Annotated in this window: 19 protein-coding genes; 5 read left to right on the top strand and 14 right to left on the bottom strand. The window is 74.2% G+C overall.

Going from position 1 to position 25,041, the window contains the following annotated elements:
- Nucleotides 1-146: 146 nt before the first annotated feature.
- The 7 genes from OG617_RS29630 to OG617_RS29600 all read right to left on the bottom strand — a co-directional run bounded on the left by OG617_RS29630 (nucleotide 147) and on the right by OG617_RS29600 (nucleotide 7,162).
- A complete protein-coding gene (locus OG617_RS29630; protein WP_405096208.1) occupies nucleotides 147-734 on the bottom strand; it encodes a TMEM165/GDT1 family protein in 588 nt (195 codons plus the stop codon).
- A 249-nt stretch (nucleotides 735-983) separates the two neighbouring features.
- Entirely contained in the window at nucleotides 984-1,949 is a 966-nt protein-coding gene (gene egtD / locus OG617_RS29625) for an L-histidine N(alpha)-methyltransferase (protein WP_405096207.1), read from the bottom strand.
- 16 nt (nucleotides 1,950-1,965) lie between these two features.
- Nucleotides 1,966-2,742: an ergothioneine biosynthesis protein EgtC gene (egtC, locus tag OG617_RS29620; protein WP_405096206.1), complete on the bottom strand. Its 777-nt coding sequence runs from the start codon at nucleotides 2,740-2,742 to the stop codon at nucleotides 1,966-1,968.
- Nucleotides 2,743-2,815: 73 nt separating this feature from the next.
- On the bottom strand, nucleotides 2,816-4,147 hold the full coding sequence (gene egtB / locus OG617_RS29615; RefSeq protein WP_405096205.1) for an ergothioneine biosynthesis protein EgtB: 1,332 nt from the start codon (nucleotides 4,145-4,147) through the stop codon (nucleotides 2,816-2,818).
- Complete coding sequence (egtA, locus tag OG617_RS29610) at nucleotides 4,144-5,379, bottom strand: ergothioneine biosynthesis glutamate--cysteine ligase EgtA (protein WP_405096204.1); 1,236 nt, start codon at nucleotides 5,377-5,379, stop codon at nucleotides 4,144-4,146. The genes egtB and egtA overlap by 4 nt, the downstream gene beginning before the upstream one ends.
- A 185-nt stretch (nucleotides 5,380-5,564) precedes the next feature.
- A complete protein-coding gene (locus tag OG617_RS29605) occupies nucleotides 5,565-6,518 on the bottom strand; it encodes a hypothetical protein (protein ID WP_405096203.1) in 954 nt (317 codons plus the stop codon).
- Entirely contained in the window at nucleotides 6,515-7,162 is a 648-nt protein-coding gene (locus OG617_RS29600; RefSeq protein ID WP_405096202.1) for an RNA polymerase sigma factor, read from the bottom strand. Before OG617_RS29600 ends, OG617_RS29605 begins: the two co-directional genes overlap by 4 nt.
- A gap of 551 nt (nucleotides 7,163-7,713) precedes the next feature.
- On the opposite strand from OG617_RS29600, the gene OG617_RS29595 reads away from it, so the two are divergent.
- Together OG617_RS29595 and OG617_RS29590 are read left to right on the top strand one after the other, a co-directional pair.
- Nucleotides 7,714-9,111: a protein kinase domain-containing protein gene (locus tag OG617_RS29595; protein WP_405096201.1), complete on the top strand. Its 1,398-nt coding sequence runs from the start codon at nucleotides 7,714-7,716 to the stop codon at nucleotides 9,109-9,111.
- Between the two features lie 150 nt (nucleotides 9,112-9,261).
- On the top strand, nucleotides 9,262-10,524 hold the full coding sequence (locus OG617_RS29590; RefSeq protein WP_405096200.1) for a nucleotide sugar dehydrogenase: 1,263 nt from the start codon (nucleotides 9,262-9,264) through the stop codon (nucleotides 10,522-10,524).
- A 48-nt stretch (nucleotides 10,525-10,572) separates the two neighbouring features.
- Here OG617_RS29590 and OG617_RS29585 read toward each other — a convergent pair whose 3' ends face one another.
- The 4 genes from OG617_RS29585 to OG617_RS29570 form a co-directional block, all read right to left on the bottom strand.
- On the bottom strand, nucleotides 10,573-13,053 hold the full coding sequence (locus tag OG617_RS29585; protein WP_405096199.1) for an ABC transporter permease: 2,481 nt from the start codon (nucleotides 13,051-13,053) through the stop codon (nucleotides 10,573-10,575).
- Nucleotides 13,050-13,835: an ABC transporter ATP-binding protein gene (locus OG617_RS29580; protein WP_405096198.1), complete on the bottom strand. Its 786-nt coding sequence runs from the start codon at nucleotides 13,833-13,835 to the stop codon at nucleotides 13,050-13,052. The genes OG617_RS29585 and OG617_RS29580 overlap by 4 nt, the downstream gene beginning before the upstream one ends.
- A 148-nt stretch (nucleotides 13,836-13,983) precedes the next feature.
- Complete coding sequence (locus OG617_RS29575; RefSeq protein WP_405096197.1) at nucleotides 13,984-14,649, bottom strand: response regulator; 666 nt, start codon at nucleotides 14,647-14,649, stop codon at nucleotides 13,984-13,986.
- A complete protein-coding gene (locus OG617_RS29570) occupies nucleotides 14,646-15,893 on the bottom strand; it encodes a sensor histidine kinase (protein WP_405096196.1) in 1,248 nt (415 codons plus the stop codon). Before OG617_RS29570 ends, OG617_RS29575 begins: the two co-directional genes overlap by 4 nt.
- Before the next feature lie 337 nt (nucleotides 15,894-16,230).
- Here OG617_RS29570 and OG617_RS29565 point away from each other — a divergent pair, with 337 nt between their 5' ends.
- Nucleotides 16,231-17,268 carry a hypothetical protein gene (locus tag OG617_RS29565; protein ID WP_405096195.1) on the top strand — a complete coding sequence of 346 codons (1,038 nt, stop codon included), beginning with the start codon at nucleotides 16,231-16,233 and terminating at the stop codon, nucleotides 17,266-17,268.
- Between the two features lie 181 nt (nucleotides 17,269-17,449).
- Here OG617_RS29565 and OG617_RS29560 read toward each other — a convergent pair whose 3' ends face one another.
- On the bottom strand, nucleotides 17,450-18,460 hold the full coding sequence (locus OG617_RS29560) for a linear amide C-N hydrolase (RefSeq protein ID WP_405096194.1): 1,011 nt from the start codon (nucleotides 18,458-18,460) through the stop codon (nucleotides 17,450-17,452).
- 183 nt (nucleotides 18,461-18,643) lie between these two features.
- On the opposite strand from OG617_RS29560, the gene OG617_RS29555 reads away from it, so the two are divergent.
- The gene (locus OG617_RS29555; protein ID WP_405096193.1) at nucleotides 18,644-19,432 is read left to right on the top strand and encodes an SLC13 family permease; all 789 of its coding nucleotides are present in this window, start codon (nucleotides 18,644-18,646) and stop codon (nucleotides 19,430-19,432) included.
- 40 nt (nucleotides 19,433-19,472) lie between these two features.
- Here OG617_RS29555 and OG617_RS29550 read toward each other — a convergent pair whose 3' ends face one another.
- Nucleotides 19,473-19,940, bottom strand: a complete 468-nt coding sequence (locus OG617_RS29550; protein ID WP_405096192.1) for a DUF1203 domain-containing protein — start codon at nucleotides 19,938-19,940, stop codon at nucleotides 19,473-19,475.
- A 297-nt stretch (nucleotides 19,941-20,237) separates the two neighbouring features.
- Between OG617_RS29550 and OG617_RS29545 the strand changes: the two genes are divergently transcribed.
- Nucleotides 20,238-23,249, top strand: a complete 3,012-nt coding sequence (locus tag OG617_RS29545) for a carbohydrate binding domain-containing protein (protein ID WP_405096191.1) — start codon at nucleotides 20,238-20,240, stop codon at nucleotides 23,247-23,249.
- Between the two features lie 190 nt (nucleotides 23,250-23,439).
- On the opposite strand, the gene OG617_RS29540 is transcribed toward OG617_RS29545, so the two are convergent.
- Nucleotides 23,440-25,041, bottom strand: a complete 1,602-nt coding sequence (locus OG617_RS29540; protein ID WP_405096190.1) for an asparagine synthetase B family protein — start codon at nucleotides 25,039-25,041, stop codon at nucleotides 23,440-23,442.

Here is a 25,041-nt window from a genome sequence, read left to right as displayed (position 1 = left end):
CCGCAGCGCCGCCCAGACCGCGCCGACGAAGATCACCAGCGCGCCCGTGACCTCCACCAGGGCGACCAGCACCTGGTCGCCCTGGCGCAGGAATTCCTCCCACCTCACCCCGGGCCGTTACCCGCCCCGGCAGGCGGTAGTCGGGATCAGTTGAGGTCGGCGACAGCCTCGAAGATGAGCCAGAGACCGCAGATGGCGAAGAGCACCGCCGCGCCGTACCGGATGGCGCGTTCCGGCAGGTGCCGGCCGAGCATCCGGCCGACGACGATCGCCAGCGCGTCCGCCGCCACCATGCCGATCGTCGACCCCAGCCAGGTGCCGAACCAGCCGTACTTGGTGGCCAGGGTGATGGTGGCCAGCATCGTCTTGTCACCCAGCTCGGCGAGGAAGAACGCGACGCCGACGGCGATGACGGCGGACTTGCCGCTCCGCTCGGCCTTGCGCTTCTCCTCCTCGGTGAGCTTGTCGCCGCGCAGCGTCCACGCGCCGAAGCCGAGGAACGCGATGCCGGCGATGAGGGAGATCCAGCCGGTGGGCAGGGCGGCACCCAGCCCGTAACCGATGGCCACCGAGACCAGATGGACGAGGGCGGTGGCGATCGTGATGCCGATCAGCACCGGGACCGTCTTGAACCGCGTGGCGAACGTCAGCGCCATGAGCTGGGACTTGTCGCCCAGTTCGGCGACGAAGATGACGCCGAAGCTGACGACCAGCGCGACGAGGAAACCTTCCATGACACCCTTCCCGATGGGGCCGGGCCGGGGTGTCGGGGCGCCCTCGACCCGGCCGTTGTGCACAGCCTGGATCGAAAGTCTCGCCCGCCCCACCTAAGGTGGGGCCGCGTGGCCGGATGCGTGACGCACCAGTATGTCGACCACGACATTGAGGGCTACTCCCCTTCGCCCCGGTAGCCTAGCCGACCGGCGTGGCAGGGGCCGACGCGGGTGGACTGCGTCACCCGCGTCGGGCCGGCGGGGGGCGGCTCAGTCGGCGCGGGCCAGGGTCACGCCGAACAGGACGTCGGCGTCGGTCCAGAACTCGTCGGCGGCAAAGCCGGCGGTGGCCAGCTCCGCCGCGATCCGCTCCGGGCGGAACTTCGCCGACACCTCGGTGCGCAGCTCCTCCCCCGCCGCGAACGCCACATCCAGATCGAGCACCCGGACCCGCTGCGGGCGCTCGGCGCGCAGCCGCATCTCGATCCACTCCCGCTCCGGATCCCAGAGCGCGACATGCGTGAACGCCTCCGGGTCGAAGTCGGCGCCCAGCTCCCGGTTGACCACCCGCAACACGTTGCGGTTGAACTCGGCGGTCACCCCGGCCGCGTCGTCGTACGCGGGAACGATCACCGCCGGGTCCTTGACCAGGTCGGTGCCGAGGAGCAGCCAGTCGCCGGGTTCCAGGGCCGCGCGCATGGCGGCGAGGAAGCCGGCCCGCTCGGCGGGGAGCAGGTTGCCGATGGTGCCGCCGAGGAAGATCACCAGTCGGCGCCCACCGGCGGGCAGCCGGTCGAGATGTCGGGTGAAGTCCCCGACGATGCCGCGTACCCGCAGCCCGGGGTAGTCGGCGGCGATCTGCTCGGTGGACCGGCGCAGGGCGCTGACCGAGACGTCCAGCGGCACGAAGGTGCCCAGCCCGCCACGGCGGGTGAAGGCGTCCAGCAGCAGCCGGGTCTTCTCCGACGAGCCGGAGCCCAGCTCGATCAGCGTCTTCGCCCCGGTCAGCTCGGCGATCTCACCGGCGCGCTCGGCCAGCACGGACCGCTCGGCCCGGGTCGGGTAGTACTCCGGCAGGCGGGTGATCTCCTCGAACAGCTCGCTGCCCCGGGCGTCGTAGAACCACTTGGGCGGCAGCCACTTCGGCGCCGCGGCCAGCCCGGTCCGTACGTCCTCCCGCAGCCCGCGGCCGAGGTCCTGCTCCTCCAGGTAGATCTCCAGCGGTTCGGCGCTCATCAGGTCTCCCCCTCCGTCACTCAGTCGTTTCCCCACCTGCCGGACGGTCGACGGCCAGGGCGTCGACCCGGGCCCCGGCGGTCGTGGCGACCACCAGCCGCCCGTCCGGCACCGCCTGCCAGCCGGGCTCGTCGTCGTGCGGTTCCGAGGCCAGCAGCACCGCGCCCGGGGTCCGCCGCAGCGACAGCGCGTGGCCGGCGACGCTGGCCACGACGGTCCGCCCGTCGGTGAGCAGCAGGTTGAGCCGGGACCCGGGCGCCGCCGCCGCGACCCGGGTCACCGTGTCGGCGACCGCCCGCGCCGGGTCGTCCCCGGCGCGCAGCCGGTGCCGCACCAGGGCCCAGAGCAGCGCGGCGTCGGTCGGCGCGTCGAGGGTGAGCAGGTCGCGTACGGGCAGCCGGCCGGCGAGCCCGGCCACCGCGTCGGGCCAGCCGCGGACCACCCCGTTGTGGCTGAACAGCCACGGACCCTCCGCGAACGGGGCGGCGGCGGTGTCGAGCACCGGCATGCCGACGCTGGCCGACCGGACGGCGGCCAGCACCGCGCCGCTGGTGGTGGCCGCGGCCAGCTCCGGCAGCGTCACGTCGCCCCAGATCGGCGTGCCCCGCCGGTAGCGCAGCGGCTCGCCGCCGCCGGGCGGGTACCAGCCGACGCCGAAGCCGTCGGCGTTGACCGTCCCGCCGCCGCGCATGTCCCGGGGCGCCCAGGACTGTCGCACCAGGGAGTGCGGCGGGTCGTACAACAGGGCCCGCAGGCTCACCGGCGGCCCGACGTACGCCAGGTGCCGGCACATCAGGCGGCCCCGCCGGCCGGGCGCGCGGCCCCGCCGGACGTCCGCCGGGGCGCGGTCGCCGCCGGGTGCGGCGTCACCGGGGGGACTCCTCCGGCCGGGCGTCGCGGGCACAGCGGAAGCCGCTGAAGATCTGCCGCCGGATCGGGTAGTCCCAGTTGCGGAACGTCCCCCGGCAGGCGGCCCGGTCGGTGCCGAAGGACCCGCCGCGCAGCACCCGGTGGTCCTCGCCGAAGAACACCTCCGAGTACTCCCGGTAGGGGAACGCGGCGAACCCGGGGTGCCCCCGGAAGGCGCTGGCGGTCCACTCCCAGACGTCGCCGACGAGCTGGTGCACCCCGAGCGGCGACGCGCCGGCCGGGTACGCGCCCACCGGCGCCGGCCACAGGTGCCGCTGCCCGAGATTCGCGTGCTCGGCGGTCGGGTCCTCGTCGCCCCACGGGTAGCGGCGGGACCGGCCGGTGGCCGGGTCCCAGCGGGCGGCCTTCTCCCACTCGGCCTCGGTGGGCAGCCGCCTGCCGGCCCACGCGGCGTACGCCTGCGCCTCGTACCAGCAGACGTGCACCACCGGCTCGTCGGCGCGTACCGGGGACCACCGACCGAACCGCTGGTACGCCCACCCGCTGCCGTCGCGCCGCCAGTGCATCGGGGCGGTCAGTCCGGCCTCGGTGCGGCGCCGCCAGCCGGCCTCGCTCCACCAGCGCGGGTCGTCGTAGCCGCCGTCGGCGATGAACTCGGCGTACCGACCGTTGCTGACGGGGGCGGCGTCGATGACGTACGCGGGCAGGTGGACGGTGTGCGCGGGGCGCTCGTTGTCCAGCGCCCACGGGTCGGTGGAGGTGCCCATGGTGAACTCGCCGGCCGGGACGAGGACCTCGTCGGCGACCCGGGCGCGCGGCTCCGGCGGGGGCGGGGCGTGCAGCGCCGGCGGGCCGAGGCGGAGCTGGTGGGTGGCGAGCATGGTCTCGTCGTGCTGCTGCTCGTGCTGGACGATCATGCCGAAGGCGAACCCGTCGGCGACCAGCGGCCGGTCGGTGAACGGCACCCGGTCGAGCAGGTCGTGCACCTTGTCCCGGACGGTGGCGAGGTAGGCGCGGGCCTCGGCGGGCGGCAACAGCGGCAGGGCCGGGCGGTCCCTGCGGGGCTGCTTGAACGCGTCGTACAGGTCGTCGATGTCCCGACGGACGGGCTCGCGCCCGCCGACGTCCCGGACCAGCCAGAGTTCCTCCTGGTTGCCGACGTGGGCGAGGTCCCACACCAGCGGGGACATGATCGGCGAGTGCTGGCGCATCAGGTCGGCGTCGTCGACCGCCTCGGTGAGCAGGGTCGTCCGCGTCCGGGTGCGCTCCAGTTCGGCGGCGATCCGGTCGCGCAGCCGCTCCGTGCCGAGTTCGTGGATGGTCGTCACCTCGGTCCCCTCTCCGTGGCGGCCAGTCGCCGCCGTAGTGCGCGGGTGGTCTCGTCGTGCAGCTGGGCCGGCAGGTCGAGCCGGGGCAGGGCCGCCAGCGCCAGGTCGAGCAGGCCGGCGGCGGCGCGCGCCAGCGGGGGGTCGGCCAGCCCGTGTCGGGCTGCGGCGTCCCACCGGTCGGCCACCGGGGCGGCGACGCTCGCGGCGCGGGTCACCGTGCCGGGGTCGGCGAAGAGCGCGGCCAGCACGGCCAGCGGGAGCCGCCAGTCCGGCCCCGGCTGGGCGTCCAGGTAGCGGATCTCCAGGTACCCCCGGGGCCGGACCACCGGGAACAGGGTGCTCAGGTGGTAGTCCAGGTCGTCCGGGGTGGGCGGGCGGGGCAGCGCACCGGCGAGCCAGTCGCCGAAGGTCACCCCCGGCGGCGGGGTCCAGTCCGCGGCGTCGTCGCGCAGGCAGAGCAGCGGCGCGGCCAGCGCGTACGCCGTCCAGGCCGCCACCGGGTCGGCGTCGGGCCGGACCGGGGACCAGACCGGCCGGGTGCGGGCGGGGTCGATGGCCAGCCAGGCCGCCATCCGGGCGGAGGCCCAGCCGGTGCGCCGCCCGGCGTGCCGGCCGGCGGTGGCGAACGCGGCGAGCAGCGGCGGGCCGACCGCGTGCGCCGCCGCCCAGCGGGCCGCCACCTGGTCCGGTTCGCCCGCGTCGAGGCAGACCTGGAGGCCTGCGGTGCTGTACATCATGGTCCGGCCGGCCGTCCCGCCCCGGTCGAACACGCAGCGCATGGCGCGGTAGCGCGGGGTGTCAACGACCGGGCGCGGTGCCCGGAACGGGTCGATGCCGGTGCGGCCGAGTGCCAGGCCGGCGGCCCGGAGCAGGTCGGTGACCTGGGCGATGTCGGCGTCGGTGGCCTCGATCAGCGCGGTGATCGAGGGTCGTGGCGGGGTGGATATCTCGAGCTGGCCGCCGGGCTCGACGGTCACGGCGCTGCCGTGCCGGAGCGGTGCGGCTGGGCTGGAGTCGTCGATGGTGACGGGGCTGTGTCGCCCCAGCGCCGCCAGCAGCCGTTCCCGGTCGACGGGGAGGGCGGGGTCGGCGGCGTCGTGCACGGTCCATTCCAGTTCGACGCCGGTGTGGGTGGGTGGGCCGGTTTTGAAGCAGATCCGGGCGATGTGCCGGGCGGCGTCGGCCGCCTCCAGCAATCGGATGTTCCGGTCCAGCTCCGGTGATGTCACCACGAGACGATTCCTCCCGCGCTGGTTGACTGACGACCGAACCGGTGACGGCGTTTCGTGACCGAGACCGGTCCGGGCGTCCACGATGCCCCCATCCTCTGTCTAGCAGACGAAATCCGCTCGCCTTGCCGTAACAGATGTTTCGTGGTCGGTCGTCCCGGTCGGGGCGCCGGGGCCGTCGGCCCGGGTCAGGACGGGGGCGTCGCGGCGGCCGGGGCCGCGTCCGGGATCTCGCCGCCGGCCGCCTCCGCCCCGCCCCTGTCCGGCTGGCCGGGGTGGGAGGGGCTGACGGTGGGGGCCCGGCCGGAATCCGCCCCGGACAGCAGGTCCCGGCAGAAGCTCTCCACCTCGGCGGCCCCGCCGGCGGCGACGACCAGGGGCGCGAAGCCGGACTCCTCCAGCGCCCGTTCCCGCTGGGCGGCCGACTTGGCCAGGTACGCCCGGCACAGCCCCGGCAGTTGGGCGCCGGCGCCCGAGTGGCCCGGGCCGGTGGTCCGGCCGGGGCTGCGGGTGTCGGCGCCCGGCGTCCCGGGACGGGCCGGGCCGGACGGGCCTGAGCCGCCCGGCGGGACGGTCGGGGCAGGGACGGGGGACGGGGACCCGCCGGGGCCGGACCCGGTGAGGCCGGGCGTGGTGGCACCCGGGTCTGTGGGGCTGGCCGGCGCGGTGGACGACGCCGGCGGGGGTGCCGGTTCCTCCGCCCGGTCCAGGGTGGCCGCCGCGACGGCGACGCCTGCGGTGGCGGTGACGGCCAGCGCGCCGATCCAGGCGACCGCGCCGACAGTGAGCCGGCGGGGCGTCCGCGCCGGGACCGCCGCCGGGACCGCCGCCGGGGCAACCCGGGCGGCCCGGAAGGCCGCCAGCGCCGCCTCCTCCCCGGCCAGTTCGCCGGGGCGGGTCGGTCCGGCCGCGGCGGCGAGCAGGCGGGCCAGTGGATCCCCGACGGGACGGCCGGGGCCTCCGGAGCCCCCTCGGTCGCCGGCCAGGTCTCGTCGGGCAGCGGTGTCGCCTCCGCGCTCAGCCGCCTGGTCCGGACCGGGTGCCGCGGCGTCCCGGGCGGCGCGGGCCGCGTCGAGGAGCCGGTCGGACTCGGACCGGTCGGCGGGGTACAGCCCGGGGCGATCGGGTTGGCGGAAGCTCATCGGTTTCCCCTCACGTCACCGTCCGCCGGCTCGACGCGCGGCGCGTCCGGGGCCGACCGATCCGTCCGGGGAAGGGGCGGGGTGGCGGACAGCACCGCGCTCGCCGGTGGATCGTGACGTTGCACCAGTGCGGCGAGCCGGCGCAGACCGCGGTGGGCTGCCGTGCGCACCGCGCCGGCCCGGCGGCCCAGCACCCGGCCGGCGGTCTCGGCGTCCAGGCCGACGACCGCACGCAGCAGCACCGCCTCGGCCTCCCGAGGCGGCAGGGTGGCGATCAGCGCCAACGCGGCCTCGGTGCCGAGAGTCTCGCCGGCCCGCTCGGCCGTGTCGGCGTCACCGGCCAGGTCGCTGAGCGTCTGCACCGGCACCGGCGTCGAGGGCCGCCGGCGCTGGCGGCGCAGATGGTCCATGGCCCGGTTCCGGGCGATGGTGACGGTCCAGGCGCGAAACTCACCGCTGGTGAAGGTCGGCAGGTCGCGGGAGATCTGCAACCACGTCTCGGAGGCGACGTCCTCCGCCTCGGCCCCGACCAGCGTGGTCAGGTAGCGCAGCAGGCCGGGCTGGAGGCTGCGGTAGAGGAACCGGAACGCGTCCTCGTCGCCGGCCCGCGCCGCGACGACCGCCTCGTTCAGCTCACCGGCCACGGCTCCGCCGCCCGGTCCCCGAAGACCCGCGTACGCCGATCGCGGCACACGCGGCGCCCGCCCGGCCCGGCGGCCGGACCTCCTTCCGCACCATCAGCCCCCCGCTGACCAGATCACGCCCCGCGCCGGCACTGGCGCGGACGGCACGCCCGGGCGCAGCGCGCGGCACGTCAGCCGGCGGACGCGCCGTGCCAACGCCGCCGGGTGGGCCCGAGCCGGGCTAACGCTAGGAGTGGAGGGTCGGGTGGACAAGTCACCGACTGCCGGGAAAAGAGTGAGAATTCTCAACCCGCGCATCCGGCGTGTCGGGGTAACGCGTCGGGACCGAACCACGCGCGTGGCCGCCCGCGATCGACGTGGGCGCCCCGGTTGACGCAGGCCACGGCCCGCTTGACCGGGCCGCCTGAGCGGATCCCGTGACCATCTGTCGCTAAATGGTCACAGAATATCCGACCCGGAGAGCCACCCGCAGCCCCGTCGCCACGAACGGCCGGTCCGATTGGGCCAGATCACGAGAAGTGCTCCGCGCCGGCTCTGGGTACGGTAGTGCCGTGTTGTCTTCGGGAGTCGTGCTCAGCGGTCGGTACCGCCTGGACGACCGTGTCGCCACCGGCGGCATGGGTGACGTCTGGCGGGCCACGGACCAGATCCTCGGCCGCCAGGTCGCGGTGAAGGTCCTCCTTCCGGCGCTGGTCTCCGACCCCGACTTCATCGCCCGGTTCCGGACCGAGGCGCGGATCATGGCCGCCCTGCGACACCCGGGCATCGTGCAGGTCTACGACTGCGGCGAGGACGACCTGCCCGACGGCGGGCGGGCCGACTACCTGGTCATGGAGTTCGTCGAGGGCCAGTCGCTGTCCCGGCGGATCGAGGCGGCCGGGCAGCTCGGCGTCACCGAGACCATGTCGATGGTCGCCCAGGCGGCGCAGGCGCTGCACGCGGCGCACATCGGCGGCATCGTGCACCGCGACGTCAAGCCGAGCAACCTGCTGGTGCAGGACGACGGCACCGTCGTGCTGGTCGACTTCGGGGTGGCCCGGTCGGCCAACGTCACGAGCATCACCAGCGCCAACGCCGTGCCGGGCACCGCGCTCTACATGGCCCCCGAACAGGCTGCCGGCCGGCCGGTCTCCGGAGCCACCGACATCTACGCGCTCGGCGCGGTGGCGTACTGCTGCCTGACCGGCGGCCCGCCGTTCACGGGGGACAACCCGTTGCAGGTGGCCGTCCGGCACCTGGACGACGAGCCGCCGGAGCTGCCGCAGGAGATCCCGGCGTCGGTGCGGCAGCTGGTGGGTCGCGCCCTGGCGAAGGATCCGGCGGAGCGGTTCGCCACCGGCGCGGCGATGGCCGAGGCGGCGCGGGCCACCATCGCGGACGGCTCGGCGCCGACCAGCACCGTGCCGGTCCCGCTGCGCGGGGCCACCGGCGGCACCACCGCCCCGGGAGCCAGCGGCACCACCCGCGACGACCTGCAGCCGGTACGGCGACCCATCCCCTTCTCCACCCGGCGCGGCGGGCGGCGCGGCACCCTGCTCGGCGCGCTCGCGGCGGTGCTGGTGGCGCTGGCCGGGCTCACCGCTGCCCTGGGCGCTACGCACGGCGAGGACGCCCCCGCGACGAAGTACCAGCCGACCGCCCCGGCGGAGGTCCCGACGCAGGGCGGCGACTCGGCCGCCACCGAGGACGCCGCGGTCGACGAGGGTCGCACCGACCGGCCGGGCCCGGGTCGCTCCTCGGCCCCGGCCAGCCCGACGGCGACCCCGCAGCCGAGCGGGTCGCCCGCGCCGAGGCCGTCCAACGGGCCGACGACGACGAGCCCGCCGGTCGACCCCCCGACCACGGCGAGCACGCCGGCCGACCCGCCGCCCACCACGGCGAGCACCCCGGCGGATCCGCCGCCCACCACGGCGAGCACCCCGGCCGACCCGCCCGCCCTGAACGGCTGACCCCACGCGCCGACCGACCCCGGTCCGGATGACCGATCCGGCCGGGGTCACGGCTTTCCCACCAGCCCCGTCATCCCCAAACCGGACTTTAAACGCAGATACTCCCTTACGCTGACGAGGATGCATGTTCCGTCGTCTGAGGGAGCGCGGGTGAGCGCTGAGAAGTTGGTCGTCATCGGCCAGGGATACGTCGGCCTGCCACTGGCCGTGCGGGCGGTCGAGGCGGGAATGGACGTCGTCGGCCTCGACGTCGACGCCGACCGGGTCAAGCGGCTGGCCTCCGGCGAGTCCTTCGTCGAGGACATCCCGACCGACCGGCTCGGCCGCGCGCTGGGCAGCGGCCGGTACCGGCCGAGCACGGAGTACACCGACGCCGAGGGCTTCGACGTCTGCGTGATCACCGTGCCCACCCCGCTGCGCGACGGCGTCCCCGACCTGAGCTTCGTCGAGCGGGCCGGGGTCGGCATCGGCCCGTACGTACGGCCGGGCTGCGTGGTGGTCCTGGAGTCGACCACCTACCCGGGCACCACCGAGGAGCTGCTCCGGCCGCTGCTGGAGTCGGCCAGCGGGCTGACCAGCCCCGGCGACTTCCACCTCGGCTACAGCCCCGAGCGGATCGACCCCGGCAACCCCACCTGGAAACTGGAGAACACCCCGAAGGTGGTCTCCGGGGTGGACGCGGAGTCCCGCGACCGGGTCGACGCGTTCTACCGGCGGCTGGTCGAGCGGACCGTGCCGGTGGACTCCACCCGGGTCGCCGAGCTGACCAAGCTGATCGAGAACACCTTCCGCCAGGTCAACATCGCGCTGATCAACGAGCTGACGATGCTCAGCCACCACCTCGACATCGACGTCTGGCAGGCGATCGAGGCGGCCGAGACCAAGCCGTTCGGGTTCATGCCGTTCCGCCCCGGGCCGGGGGTCGGCGGGCACTGCCTGCCGATCGACCCGTGCTACCTGTCCTGGCAGGTCAAGCGGCGGCTGGGGCGGCAGTTCCGGTTCATCGAGCTGGCCAACGACGTCAACCACGAGATGCCCGAGCACGTCGCCCAGCGGATCATGGGCGGGCTGAACCGGGTCGGCCGCGCGGTCAGCGGGGCCCGGCTGCTGCTGCTCGGGCTGGCGTACAAGCCGAACACCGGGGACATGCGGGACTCCCCCGCCGTCGACGTGGCCCGCCGCCTGCAGGCCCTCGGCGCGGACGTGCGCGCCGTCGAGCCGTACGCCGAGCCGCACCACGTGCCCGCCGGGGTGACCGTGGTCGGGCTGACCGAGCACGAGGTCCGGCAGGCCGACGCGGTGGTCGTGGTGACCGACCACGACTGCCTCGACTACGACCTGGTGGTGCGGCACGCCCGGTACGTCTTCGACACCCGCAACCGGTGCCACGGCCCGGCCGTCGAGCGGCTCTGACCAGGGGATCGCGTGGGGTCCCCGCCCGAGGGCGGGGACCCCACGTCGTCACTCGGCGCCGAGGGACTCCACGACCGGGCGGGCCAGGGCCCGCCGAGCCGGGAGGACGGACGCGGCGAGCGCGGCGAGCACCGCCACCGCTAGGATCAGCCCGAGCTGCCCCCACGGCATGACCAGCGTGAAGTCGCCGCCCATCCGGGCGACCACGGCCATCGCCCCGGCGCTGACCCCGGTGCCGAGGCCCACCCCGAGCACCGCGCCGACCAGCGCCATCAGCACCGCCTCCACGGCGAGCATGGCGCGCATCCGGCCCCGGGTCAGCCCGACCGCGCGCAGCACGGCGTTCTCCCGGGTCCGCTCCAGCACTGACAGGCTCAGCGTGTTGGCGACCCCGACCAGCGCGATCACCACGGCCAGGCCGAGCAGCGCGGTGACGAACGCCAGCAGCATGTCGACCGCGCCGGTGAGCATCTTCTTGTACGCCGCCTGGTCCATCAGGTTCACCGTCGGGTAGCGGATCACCACCGACTCGACGGCCTCCCGGGCCCGCTCGGCGGGCACCCCGGCGGCCGGGTCGACCTCGACGAGGTAGCCGCGCTCGGCCGGGAAGAGGCGGGTGAAGTCGGCGTCGACCACGTCGACCACGTGCCCGGCCGGGACCGGGCTGCCGGCCAGCAACGGGCCCTCGGCGTCGACGACGGCGGCCACCTCGAACGGCCGCCCGGCGAGGGTGACGGTGTCGCCGACCGCCCAGCCCTTCGCCCGGGCCAGCTCCCGGTGCACCAGCACCCGGCCCGGTCCGAGCCGGCCCGCGTCGCCGGCGTCCACGGCGGTCAGGGTGCGCCCGACCAGCGTCGGGTGGGCGGCCCGCAGCTCGATCCCGCCGCTGACCCGGCTGCGCTGCTCGTGCACGACGCCCAGCTCGGCGCGGGCGGCCAGCTCGTCCGCGAGGTTCGGCGGCAGGCCCCCGCCGACGCCGGTGACCAGGAAGTCCACCCCGATCTGCTGGTCCACGGCCCGCTCGATGCCGGTCTTGACGCTGCGCGCCCCGACCATGAACGCGGACACCAGTCCGATGCCGATGACCAGGGCGGTGGCGGTGGCGGCGATCCGGCGCGGGTTGCGCACCGCGTTCGCCACGGCCAGCCCGGCGGTCGCCCCGAACAGCCGGCGCGCCGGCCAGCCGAGGACCCGCACCAGCGCCGGCACCAGCACCGGGCCGAACAGCACGATGCCGAAGAAGGTGAGCACCCCGCCCGCCGCGACCAGCGGCACCTGGCCGCTGGTCCCCGCCGCCACCAGCGCGGCCACCCCCGAGCCGAAGACCAGCGCGCCGGCGGCCAGCCGGACCCGTCCGGCCCGGCGGGTGGGCTGCACCGCCGCGTCGGTGAGCGCGGCCACCGGCGCGATCCGGGTGCCCCGCCAGGCCGGCACGGCGGCGGCCCCGACGGTGAGGGCGGTGCCCAGCAGCAGGCAGGTCAGCACGGTCGACGCGGTGACGGCGAGCCCGCCGGAGACGGGCACGTCGAACGCGGACAGCAGCGCGTCCATCCCGACGGCGAGGCCGGTCCCGGCGGCCACCCCGAGCGCGGAGGCGGCCAGCCCGGTCACCGCCGCCTCCAGCAGCATCGCCCGGAACACCTGCCCCCGGGTCGCCCCGACCAGCCGCAGCAGCGCGGTACGCCGGGTCCGCTGGGCGAGCACGATGGTGAAGGTGTTGGCGATGACGAACCCGGCCACCACCACGGCGACCCCGGCGAAGGTGAGCAGGAGCAGGTTGAACTGCTTCACGTCGCGTACGGAGTCCTCGACGGCGGCGTCGAGGATCTCCTGCCGGTCCTGCACGGTGACACCGGCGCCGGTCACCGCCGCCAGCCGGTCGGCCAGTTCCGCCGCCGGCACGCCGGGCGCGGCGGCCACCATGATCCGCCCGTAGCCCTTCTCCGCGGCGACGACGAGGGCGTCGGGCCCGGCCAGGCCGATGAACGGCCCGCCGACGTCCCGGGAGGTGCCGGCCACGTCCACCGTGCCGACCAGGGTGTACGGGCGGGCCGCTCCCCCGCTGCCGCCCACGCTCACCGGCGACCCGAGGGTGAACCCCTCCTCGGCCGCCGTCGGCGCGTCGAGCACCAGCTCGCCGGGGCGCTGCGGGAGCCGCCCGGCCACCACGTCGTACGACTGGAGGGCCGGGTCGGTGGGGATCGCGGCGAGGACGGCGAAGCCGAGCACGGGCCGGCCGTCCGAGCCGACCACCCCAGCGGTGCCGGTCAGTTCCCCGTCGGCGGCGCGCACCCCGTCGACCGCGCGCACCTTGTCGACCAGGGCGGGCGGGATCGGGGTCTGCTCCGCGTACACGGCGAGGTCGGTGTGCCGGTCGAAGGTGCCGGCCCGGTCGTACGCGCCCTGTTTCATCCCGTCGGTGAAGATCAGGGTGCCGGCGATGAAGGCGACGCCGAGCACCACGGCCAGCGAGGAGAGCATCAGCCGCAGCGCGTCGGCGCGCATCATCCGCAGGGTCAGCCGGATCATCGACGGGCCCCCGTCGCGCCGGCCGGGGCCGGGTCGAGGCGGGCGAGGGCGTCGAGGACCGCCTCGGCGGTCGGCGCGGTCAGCTCGCGGACCAGCCGACCGTCGGCGAGGAACACCACCCGGTCGGCGTGGCTCGCGGCGACCGGGTCATGGGTCACCATCACCACGGTCTGGCCGAGGGTGTCGACGGCCTCGCGGAGCAGCCGCAGCACCTCCGCGCCGGAGCGGGAGTCGAGGTTGCCGGTCGGCTCGTCGGCGAAGATCACCCACGGCTTGGTGATCAGGGCGCGGGCGACGGCGACCCGCTGCTGCTGGCCGCCGGAGAGCTCGGCGGGCCGGTGCCGCAGCCGGTCGGTCAGCCCGACGGCGGCGACCACCTGGCGCAGCCAGCCCGGTTCGGGGCGGCGGCCGGCGATGGCCAGCGGCAGCACGATGTTCTCCTCGGCCGTCAGCGCGGGCAGCAGGTTGAACTTCTGGAACACGAAGCCGACCCGGTCCCGGCGCAGCAGGGTCAGCCGCTTGTCGTCGAGCCGTCCGGTGTCGGCGTCGCCGATGCGCACCGTGCCGGCGCTGGGCCGGTCGAGGCCCGCGAGGCAGTGCATCAGGGTGGACTTGCCGGAGCCGGACGGGCCCATGATGGCGGTGAACCGGCCGGCGGCGAAGTCGACGTCGACGCCGTCGAGGGCGACGACCCGCGCCTGGCCGGCGCCGTACTCCTTGCGCAGGCCCCGGGCGGTGACCGCGACGCCGGCAGCGGCGAACGCGGGAGGTGGTACGGACACGCGGTGCTCCCCGTGGAGAGGGTGGCTGGGACGTCTCCGACGCTATGGCCGGCGCCGGTGCGCCCGCGTCCACCCGCGCGCTCGACCTCGGTGCGCCGCAGGGCGTCCCCGACGGGGCGGTCCCGTACGCCTCAGGTCGTACCCCCGGTCAGCCTCCGGGGGTGACCAGGCCGCTCTCGTACGCCAGCACCACGGCCTGGACCCGGTCGCGGAGCCGGAGCTTGGCCAGGATCCGCCCGACGTGGGTCTTCACGGTCGCCTCGGCGACGTGCACCCGGGCGGCGATCTCGGCGTTGGACAGGCCCTGCGCCACCAGCAGCAGGATCTCCCGCTCCCGCTCGGTGAGCTGGGTCAGCCGGGGGTCCCCGGTGGGGCCGGGGCCGAGCTGGCCGGCGAACCGTTCCAGCAGCCGGCGGGTGATCGGCGGGGCGACCACCGAGTCGCCCTCGGCCACCACCCGGATCGCGGCCAGCAGTTCCTCCGGGGGGACGCTCTTGAGCAGGAACCCGCTCGCCCCGGCCTGGAGCGCGGCGAACGCGTCGGACTCGGTGTCGAAGGTCGTCAGGACCAGCACCCGGGGGCTGCCCCCGGGACGGCCGGCGCAGATCCGCCGGGTCGCCTCCACCCCGTCCATGGTCGGCATCCGGATGTCCATCACCACCACGTCGGCCTCGATCCGGTCGAGCACCCGCAGCGCGTCCGCGCCGTCGATCGCCTCGCCGACCACGGTCAGGTCCGGCTGGGAGTCCAGCACCATCCGGAATCCCGCCCGCACCAGCGCCTGGTCGTCCACGATCACCACGCGGATCGTCATGCCGTCACCTCCGTCACGGTGCTCGACGGTAGCGGCAGCCGTACCTCGACCTGCCACCCCCCGGCCAGCCTGGGCCCGGCGGTGAGGCTGCCGTCGTACACCGTCACCCGTTCGCGCATGCCGACCAGGCCGTGGCCGCCGGAGGGCGCGGGCCGGACCACCGGCCGGCCGCGACCGTCGTCGACGGCCCGGACCACGACGGCGTCGGGCGGGTGGTCCATGCCCAGCGCGACCGTCGCGCCGACCCCGGCGTGCTTGAGGGCGTTGGTCAGCGCCTCCTGCACCACCCGGTACACGGTCAGCTCCAGGCCGGGCGGCAGCGCCGGGGGCTCGCCGGTGACCGTCCAGTCGATACGCAGCCCGGCGGCGCGGAACCGGTCCAGCAGGTCCGGCAGCCCCACCAGCGCCGGTCGCCGGTGCACCGGTTCCGCGGACAGGCCCGAGGGCCCCGGGCCGTCCGTCCCGGCCGCCGCGGCGGGCCCGGCCGCCGGGTCGGGCCCGCTCGGCTCCCGCAGTACGCCCACCAGGCGGCGCATCTCCTCCAGCGCCTGCCGGCCGGTGTCGGCGACTACCTTCACCGCCTCCCGGGCGGTCTCCGGGTCCCGGTCGAACATGTACCGCGCCCCGTCGGCCTGCACGATCATCACGGCCATGCTGTGCGCCACCACGTCGTGCAGCTCCCGGGCGATCCGGGTGCGCTCCTCGGCCACCGCCGCCCGTGACTCGGCCTCCCGCTCGCGCTCCAGGGTGGCGGCCCGCTCCTCCAGGCTGAACACGTAGAGCCGGCGGGTACGCACGTTGAGCCCCATCAGCCAGACCGCGCCGGTGACCAGGGCGAACCAGATCGCCGTGGCCCACCAGGCGGCCGTGCCCTGCATCTGGAACGCGCCCAGCAGCACCCCGACGGCGGCGACGATCCCGGCGATGATGCCGTCGCGCAGCCGCTCGGCGTACTTCACGACGCTGTACAGGGCGATCAGCACGGCGATGTCGAAGGCCAGCGGTCCCCAGCCGGCGACCACCTGGACCAGGGCGAGCGCGGCGATGGCCGCCGTCACCGCCGACGGGTGGCTGCGCCGGAACAGCAGCGCCCCGGCCATCGCCGCGCCGACTCCGCCGGCCCACCACCCGCCGGGCTGGTTGACCGCGCCGGCGAGGCCGAACAGCACCACGAAGCCGGAGACCGCCACGTCGAAGGCCACGCTGCGCAGCGGCCGGCCGAACAGGATCCGCTTCACGGTCACCCAGCGTACGGGCCGGCGTGCGATCCGGGCATCGCCGGCCGGCTCCGGGCTGCGGGCGCACCCGGCTACCGGTGGGCCCCGCCGGGTGGGGCGCGAACGGGTAGGCGTACAGGAGTGTCGTGGGCCGCCGTTGATACACGATCACGCGTGACTATCTGATTCATGTTCCGCCGTATCCGGGAATTACCGCCTCCCCGGCATATGCGGACACCCTTTCAGTAATCGACATTCTTGAGTGTTTCATTGTTCGCGGCCATTGCCCTACAGTAATCGAGCCGGGTGGCCTGGAACACCAAAAGCACTCGGACCTCCACCGCCCCGTCGAAAGGGAATCAGCATGAGAATCGCACGCACACGTCCACGGCCGCGCGTGGCGCGCCTGCTGTTCGGTGCCGTCCTGACCGCCGTCATGGCATTCGCCGTGGGCGGCACCGCCGCAGTCGCAGCGGACGCGGGCAGCGGCATGTCCGCCAACGCCCGCACCGACGTCTACATCCGGGACATCGCGAGCGACATCGGCTCCGAGCCGCACGGCGCCATCTACTCGTCGTTCTTCAACAGCCCGGACATCAAGATTTGCCCCACCGCGGTGGAGTGCGCCGCGTCCACGAATCCGGTCGTCGGCTCGACGAGCTACGTTTTCGCGAAGCTGAACCAGCACGGCCCCTACGGTTCCGGAATCAGCACCGGAACGCTGAAGGCGTACTACACCACCTCCGGCGGCGCCGCGAACTGGCCGCTCAACTGGACGGAGATCGGCGCGAAGCCGCTGGTGGTCGCCGCCTCCGGGGTCACCACGACGTCGATCGCGTGGAACAACGTGCCCTCCATCGGGCACTTCTGCCTCCTGCTGCGTTGGGAGTCGCCGACCGACCCGATGCTGTTCGAGGGCACGTCGACGTCCATCAACACGCAGTACAACAACAACATCGCCTGGAAGAACGCCAACACCGTCCCGGCGGGTGGCGGCACGGGCGTCGTGGTCCGGCCGTACGCCCTGGCGAACGGCCTGGCGGTGCCGGCCAAGTACGACCTCGCGTTCCGGCCGCTGGGCGAGCCGGTGCCGGGTGCCAAGATCATCGCCGACCTCGGTCCGGAGATGTTCCAGCGCTGGCGGGCCGCGGGTGCGCCGGGTGAGGGCATCCGGGTCGTCGGCAACACCTCGATCCAGATCGTCGACCCGGCCAAGGCACAGATCAAGGACCTGCTGATCAACCCGGACGAGCGGCCGGTGCTGTCGCTCAGCTTCTCGACCGACCAGGTCCTGCAGAGGTCGTACGTGCTCCAGGTCGTCCAGGTCGGCCCGGCCAAGGAACTCGGGGAGAAGTACGACGTCGGCGGGGTGGACTACACCTTCGAGCCCGCCAAACGCTGATCGAGGGGGCGGTGGGCCGGGGCCGGGGATCACACCCCACGGCACCCGGCCCACCGGCATGCCCCCCGTCTGCCCACCCCCTGTCCGCCCCCGCCGCCTCCCTCCTCCCACGCCGGCCACTGCACGCCGGGACAGACCTTGGAGGGAAACGGCCCCTCCAGGGGCCGAAATCTTCCAAGATCTACGGGAGGGTGATCGGGAGGCGGTACGTGCGGTCCGTGGCCAACGCGGTGCGGAGGTGGATCTCGCCGGTGCGCAGGCCGTACGTGATCGACCAGCGGGTGTGGCCCTGCCGGACGTCGTTGAGCAGTTCCAGCGCCGCCCGGTCGTCAACCACCCCACCGGCCTTGGCCAGCGCGGCGGCGAGCACGCCGTAGCGGTGGTCGGTGCGCCGCTTCTCCTCGGGTACGCCGACAACGGGCACGTTGGTCAGCGCCTGCCAGCTCCCCCGCCCCTTCTCGACCCGCATCGAGCCGTCGACGAACTCGACCACGGCCGAGGCTCCGGTGGCGTCGGCGAGCAGGTAGTGCAGCGGGGGCCCGCCCTCGAAGTCGAGATTGTGCCGGCCGAACACGGCGACGGCCTCGTCCACGGTGGCGGCCTGGTCGAGCACCAGCCGCAGGATGCGCACCGAGCCGACGGTTGGCTTGCCCGCCTCGGGTCGGGCCGTGGCGGCGTCGTCGGCGGCCAGCCCGACGGCGAGCCCGCGCTCGTTCATCCCGTCGAAGGGCAGCAGGGGCGCGTCGAGCAGCCGGCGATCCCCCGTGGGGTCGGCGCCGACGCCGAGGTAGGACATGTCGACCAGGGAGACCGTGGCGTACCCGTCCGGTGGGTCGGTGCGCAGCACCAGGGCGGGGTTGGCCTCCCAGTCGAAGTTGCGGGCGAACAGCGGCCGGCTCCGGTCGCCCCACGCGGCGAAGAGCGAGCAGCCGAACGGGCTGGGCGGCGCGGCGTCGGTGCCCACGGTGGGGTCGTAGTCGCCGACGAAGGTCATCTCCCACATCGGCAGGTCGTCGACCTTGCGCAGGCTGGCCAAAGTCTGCGCGGCCTCGGCCGCGCTCTGCCGCGAGGCGGTAGGCGTGCCGGTCGACGGGCCGCCGGGCGTCGACCCGGCGGCGGTGGGCTCGGGTCCGGAGCAAGCGGTGACGGCGAGCAGCAGGGTCAGGCCGGCGCCGAGGAGGGTCCTACGCATAATTCCTGAACGCTAAATCAGCCATCGACCGTTGTCCACCACGGCTGGCGGCCCGAAGAATCGGCGGCGGGAACGCCGCCGCCGTCCGTCAGGTCCGTCCGATCCTGGCGGCATCGAGTGGCTGGTCACAGGGGTACAGCGAGCCGCCGGGGCGGCCCGGCCGCTGTGCGAGGATCAGCCGCCGTGATCCCTGACGTCGGCGAGCCACCCGCATCGGCCGGTCGAACCCGGCTGCGTGGGTTGCACCCACTCGACGGGGTGGCGCTGGGGCTGGCCCTGCTCGGGGCGGCCTGCGCGCTGACCGGGCTGCTGCCGCGCGCCGAGACGGCGGCCACCCTGGCACGCGTCCTGCCGCTGCTGCTGTTCCTCGGCACGGTGGTGGTGCTGGCCGAGCTGACGGCGGTGGCCGGGGTGTTCGACGTGCTGGCCACCCGGCTGGCGATCGCCGCCCGGGGCAGCTACCCCGCGCTGTTCGTGCTCTGCGTCGGCTTCGCCTCCGTCACCACGATCGCGCTGAACCTGGACACCACGGCCGTCCTGCTCACCCCGGTGATGCTGGCGCTCGCACGCCGGCTGGGCATGCCGCCGCTGCCGCTGGCGATGACCACGGTGTGGCTGGCCAACACCGCGAGCCTGCTGCTGCCGGTGTCCAACCTGACCAACCTACTCGCCGCCGACCGGGTCGGCCTCGACCCGCTGCCGTACGCGGCCCGGATGGCGCTGCCGCAGCTCGCCGCGATCGGGGTCACCATGGCGCTGCTCTGGGCCGGGTACTGGCGGCGGGGTCGGCGTGGGTCGGCCCGGTTCGTCGCGCCCGAGCGGTCCGCGCCGGTGGACCGGGTGCTCTACCGGACCGCGCTCGCCGGCTGCCTGCTCTTCGTCGCCGGGATCCTCGCCGGGGTGGAGATCGGGATCGCCCTCGCGGTGACCGCCACGCTCGCCGCCGTCGGCGCGCTGCTGCTCACCGGCTGACCCGACGCGCCGGGGTCGCCGCCCGGGGAGCCGGGGCGGGTCAGTCGAGCCTGTCCACCGTGAACATGAAGCACCCGTACGCCACGTTCCGGCTGTGCAGCCGTTCCACCGCCGGGTCGGCCAGCAGTTCCGCGATCACCGCCTCGGGGTCGGCGCCGTCGTGCACCCGGGCGTCGTGGATCCACCCCCGCCGGTCGTACGCGCGTAGCACCTGTGCCCGCCCGCGCCAGGCCGGCGGGTACTCCGACGCCGGGGCGGCGCACGGGCCGGCGTGGGCGAAGACCGGGCCGACCTCCCGGTACGGGCCCGACGGTATCGGCGGGGCGTAGCCGAACAGCATGATCTCCTCGCCCGTGGTGGCGTCGCGCAGGCAGCAGCGCAGCGGTTCACCGCCGACTGCGGTCGAGCGGTGCGCCGGCAGGCCGGAGGCGTCCCGGCCGGTGGCGCGGACGGCGGCGGGGACCTCGGGCGGCAGCGCCCGGACCCGGAAGGCGTGGGTCGTCGTCATGGTGCCAGCCTGCGCCCCCGGCGGCCGGGACGCTGGCGGGAATCGGTCGTCGCGCTCGCGTGGCAGGGAGTGCCGGCAGGGTGTTTTCCCGCCTGTTGTGAACATCTGGTGTCGGGACGTTGATGGTGGTAACTTTCTCGATACTTGCAAGACCTTGCAGAAAGATTCGGCCTTTCTTGACGCTATGCGTCATGCCACTGTCCGGATCGGACAGCCACCCCCGAACCGACGGCTGTCCCGCAAGGGTCCCGTCCCCCCTCGGCCCAGGCGCCGACATCTCACCCCCGAGGAGCCCTGATGGGCAGCAGAACCGGGCGACGACGACGGATGATCGGGGCCGCGACGGCCGCCGGTCTGCTCGTCGGGCTGGCCCCGCTCAGCATCGCCGCCGCCGCGAACACCGTGACCGTCTACTACCAGCCCCCGGCCGCGTGGACCGGCACCGTGAACCTCCACTGGGCCCCCGACGGCGGCGCGTGGACGGCCGTGCCGGGCGTACCGATGGAGCCGGCCTGCACGGGCTGGCGCAAGCGGACCGTCGACGCCGGGTCCGCCGCCGGCATCCAGGCGGTCTTCAACAACAACGCGGGGACCTGGGACAACAACAACGGCCGCAACTACCGCCTCGGCACCGGTGCGGTGACCGTCTCCGGCGGCGTGGTCGGCACGGGCGACCCCTGCGCCGGCACCCCGTCGCCCACCCCGCCCTCGCCCACCCCGTCGACCGGCCGGACGGCCGACGTCTGGTACCACGTCGCCACCCGGGGCTGGACCACCGCGAACATCCACTACCAGCCCGCCGGCGGCGCCTGGACCGCCGTGCCCGGCGTGCCGATGGAGGCCGTCTGCACCGGCTGGGCCCGCCGGGCGATCGACCTGGGCAGCGCCGCGACGATGAAGGCGGCGTTCAACAACGGCGCCGGGAACTGGGACAACAACAACGGCGCGGACTACTCCATCGGGGCCGGGGTGACCACGGTCAAGGGCGGCGTGGTGACCGCCGGGGCAACCGCGCCGTGCGCACCGGAGACGCCGGACACCACCGCACCCTCCACCCCGACCGGGCTGGGCGCCACCGCGAACGGGGTCCGGGTGGCGGTGTCCTGGGCTGCGGCCACCGATGACCGGGCGGTCACCGGCTACCGGCTCACCCGCACCGGCGGGCCGCAGGGCACGGTCACGATGACCACCGCCGCCACCAGCTACCTCGACGGCGCGCTGACCGCGAACACCCGCTACGAGTACACCGTGCGGGCGTACGACGCGGCCGGCAACACCTCGCCGGCCAGCGACCCGGCGGCGGCGACCACCGGCGACGCCCCGCCCCCGGCGACGGCCGGCAGCCCGCTCGGCGGCGATCCCCGCGAGGACAGCATCTACTTCGTGATGACCGCCCGGTTCGCCGACGGGGACAGCGCCAACAACCGGGGCGGCAGCCAGCACGTCAGGTCCGGCAACGCGGCCAACAACGACCCGATGTTCCGGGGCGACTTCAAGGGCCTGGTCGACAAGCTGGACTACATCAAGGGGCTCGGCTTCTCCGCCCTGTGGATCACCCCGGTGGTGCTGAACCGGTCCGACTACGACTTCCACGGCTACCACGGCTGGGACTTCTACCGCGTCGACCCGCGCCTGGAGAGCCCCGGCGCGAGCTACCAGGACCTGATCAACACCGCGCACGGCAAGGGCATCAAGATCTTCCAGGACGTGGTCTACAACCACAGCTCCCGGTGGGGCGCCAAGGGCCTGTTCACCCCCACGGTGTACGGCGTCCGCGACGAGCAGTGGAAGTGGATGTACAGCAAGCAGGAGCCGGGCCGCGAGTACGACCCGATGGTGGAGCACGCAGGCGCCGACCCGGAGCTGACCCCGGCGCAGAACGCCCTTGCGAAGGGCCGCCCGTACAACGGGGACGTCTGGTCGACGGCCCCACCGGCCGGCAACCAGTGCCTGCGCTGGGGCACCCCGAACGGGACCAGCCCGGAGGGCTTCACGCTCTACGGGTGCCAGTGGCCGGCCCCGACCAACAAGCTGTTCCCGGCCGACCTCTACCACCAGTGCTGGATCGGCAACTGGGAAGGCGAGGACGCCCGGAGCTGCTGGCTGCACGAGGACCTGGCCGACTTCAACACCGAGAACGCCACCGTGCAGCAGTACCTGATCGACGCCTACAACCGGTACATCGACATGGGGGTGGACGGCTTCCGGATCGACACGGCCGTACACATCCCCCGGGTCACCTGGAACCGCCGCTTCCTGCCCGCCATCCAGCAGCACGCCCTGGCCAAGCACGGCGAGAAGGGCAAGGACTTCTACGTCTTCGGCGAGGTCGCCGCGTTCGTCAACGACAAGTGGAACCGGGGCTCGGTCAACCACTCGGCGCAGTTCTTCACCTGGAAGGAGCGCAAGGAGTACAGCCCCGACGACGTCAGGGCAGCGATCGAGCAGTTCGACTACGAGCAGCTCGCCGGCCCGGGCGGCCAGCCCACCACCGACAACGCGTTCCTGCGCGGCAACACCTACCACGCCCCGGACCACTCGAAGTTCTCCGGCATGAACGTCATCGACATGCGGATGCACATGAACTTCGGCGACGCCAACAACGCATACGGCAACGGCAGGGACTCCGACGACAGCTACAACGACGCCACCTACAACGTCGTCTACGTCGACAGCCATGACTACGGGCCGAACAAGTCGAACACCCGGTACACCGGGGGCACCGACGCCTGGGCGGAGAACATGAGTCTGATGTGGACGTTCCGGGGGATCCCGACGCTCTACTACGGCTCGGAGATCGAGTTCCAGAAGGGCGCGAAGATCGACTGCGGGCCGACCTGTCCCCTCGCGACCACCGGCCGGGCCTACTACGGCGACCACCTCCAGGGCACGGTCACCGCGGCGGACTTCGGCAAGGTCAGCTCCGCCACCGGGCCGGTGGCCACCACGCTCAGCCAGCCGCTGGTCAAGCACGTGCAGCGGCTCAACCAGATCCGCCGGGCGGTGCCGGCCCTGCAGAAGGGGCAGTACTCGACCGAGGGGATCAGCGGTTCGATGGCGTACAAGCGCCGGTTCACCTCCGGCGCGGTGGACAGCTTCGCGCTGGTGACGGTCTCCGGCAGCGCGGCGTTCACCGGGGTGCCCAACGGCCGGTACGTCGACGCGGTCACCGGCGACGTAAGAACGGTGACCAACGGGACGCTGACGGCGACCGTCACCGGCAAGGGCAACCTGCGGGTGTACGTGCTGGACCTGCCGGGCAACCCGGCACCGGGAAAGATCGGCGAGACCGGCCCCTACCTGCGGTGACCCGGGGCGGGGCGGCCGGACCGGCCGCCCCGCCACCGCCACCGCCACGTCGATCATGGGGTGGTGGTGCCGCGCAGAAGCCGCGCCGGTGTCTTCTCGCCCACCACGGCTCCGGCCCCTCACACGTTCGGCCCTGACACGGTGTCAGAGTCAACCGGACGGGGCGGGCCCGGCGGGCGACCAGCAGCGGTCAGCCGACCGGCGTACGCCGCGTGGCGCGCGGGCCGACCAGCCGGCGGACCACCGGCGCGGCGTTCCACCTCGCCGCCCCGACCAGGTCCCGGGCGTGCTCCAGCACCGTGTAGTCCGGCCTGGCCAGCCCGTCGGCGATGGCCCGGTCCAGGTCGTTGCCGCAGCGGCTGAGCACGCTGTCGAAGTCCCGCCGGACGGGTTCGAGCAGGTGGTAGCCGAACGAGCGGTGCAGCCGGGCGAACAGCGGCTTGTAGAGCCGGGCCCGCTCGTGCAGCCCCGACGAGTACGACATCGGGTTCTTCGGCCGGCGCAGCACGTAGTCGGGCAGCACGTCGGCGAAGGCCCGCCGCACGATCCACTTCTCCCGCCCCTCGCGCAGCTTCAGCTCCAGCGGCAGCCGCATCGCCAGCTCCACCACGCTGAGGTCGAGGAACGGCACCCGCGCCTCGACCCCGTGGCCCATGCTGGCCCGGTCCACCCGCTGCAACTCCGTACGACACAGGTTGCGGATCCGGTGCAGGAAGAGCCGGCGGGCCCGCTCGGGGCCGACCTGGTGGTACATCGGGTAGCCGCCGAACAGCTCGTCGGAGCCGTCCCCGGTGAGCACCACCCGCACGCCCAGCTCGCGGAGCCGACGGAAGATCGGCACCGAGACCACGGCGTTGATGATGTCCCCGTACTCGGTCAGCTCCGAGATCCGGATCGCCTCCCGCACGTCGGCGAGCCGGACGTCGCGGGGGCGCAGCTCGACCACCTCGTGCGGCACCCCCAGGTCGGCGGCGAGCCGCCGGGCGTACGCCACGTCCGGGCTCTCCGGCACGCCGACGGTGACCGCCACACAGTCCGGGTGCATCTGGTGGGCGTGCACCAGGGCCAGGGAGCTGTCCAGCCCGCCGGAGAGCACCACGCCGAGGGGAAGGTCGGTGTCCACCCGCATCCGGATGCTGTCGGTGAGGGCGGCACGGACGAGCAGGGCGGCCTCGTCCGGGTCGTCCACCATCGGCAGCCCTTCGCCCAGGGTCAGCAGGTCGACGTACGGGCGCAGTCGGACGTCGCCGCCCGGCTCGGCCCAGCCGTGGTGCCCCGGTGGGACCTCGCACACCGGCGCGCCGTGCCCGACCAGCGCCTTGACCTCGCTGGCGAGGTGCAGGCAGCCCGGCACCCGGGACCAGTACAGCGGCTTGACCCCGATCGGGTCACGGGCCAGGTAGGCCCGCCCGGTGGTCCGCTCGACGACGACGAACGCGTACTCGCCGCGCAGCCGCCGCACCGCGTCCTCGCCCCAGGCCAGGAACGCGGCGAGCAGCACCTCGGTGTCGCTCTCGCTGCGGAACGGGTGGCCGAGTCGCGTCAGCTCCGCGCGCAGCTCGTGGTGGTTGAAGATCTCGCCGTTGTGGCAGAGCAGGAACCGCCCGTCGGCGGATACCCAGGGCTGCACGGCCCGGTCCCGGTCGACGATCCGCAGCCGGCGGGTGCCGGCGAGCAACCCGGCCTCCCGGCGGGTCTCGGTCACCTCGCCGCGCGGGGCGAGGACGGCCAGCATCCGGCGGAAGGTGGCCGGGTCGGCCTCCGGGCCGATGCTCAACGCGATGCCGCACAC

This window comes from Micromonospora sp. NBC_01412 (genome assembly GCF_045040215.1).
Lineage (GTDB): Bacteria > Actinomycetota > Actinomycetes > Mycobacteriales > Micromonosporaceae > Micromonospora > Micromonospora rubida.
The sequence above is the reverse complement of the archived record's forward strand: the minus strand, read 5'-3'. Positions and strand labels throughout refer to the sequence as shown.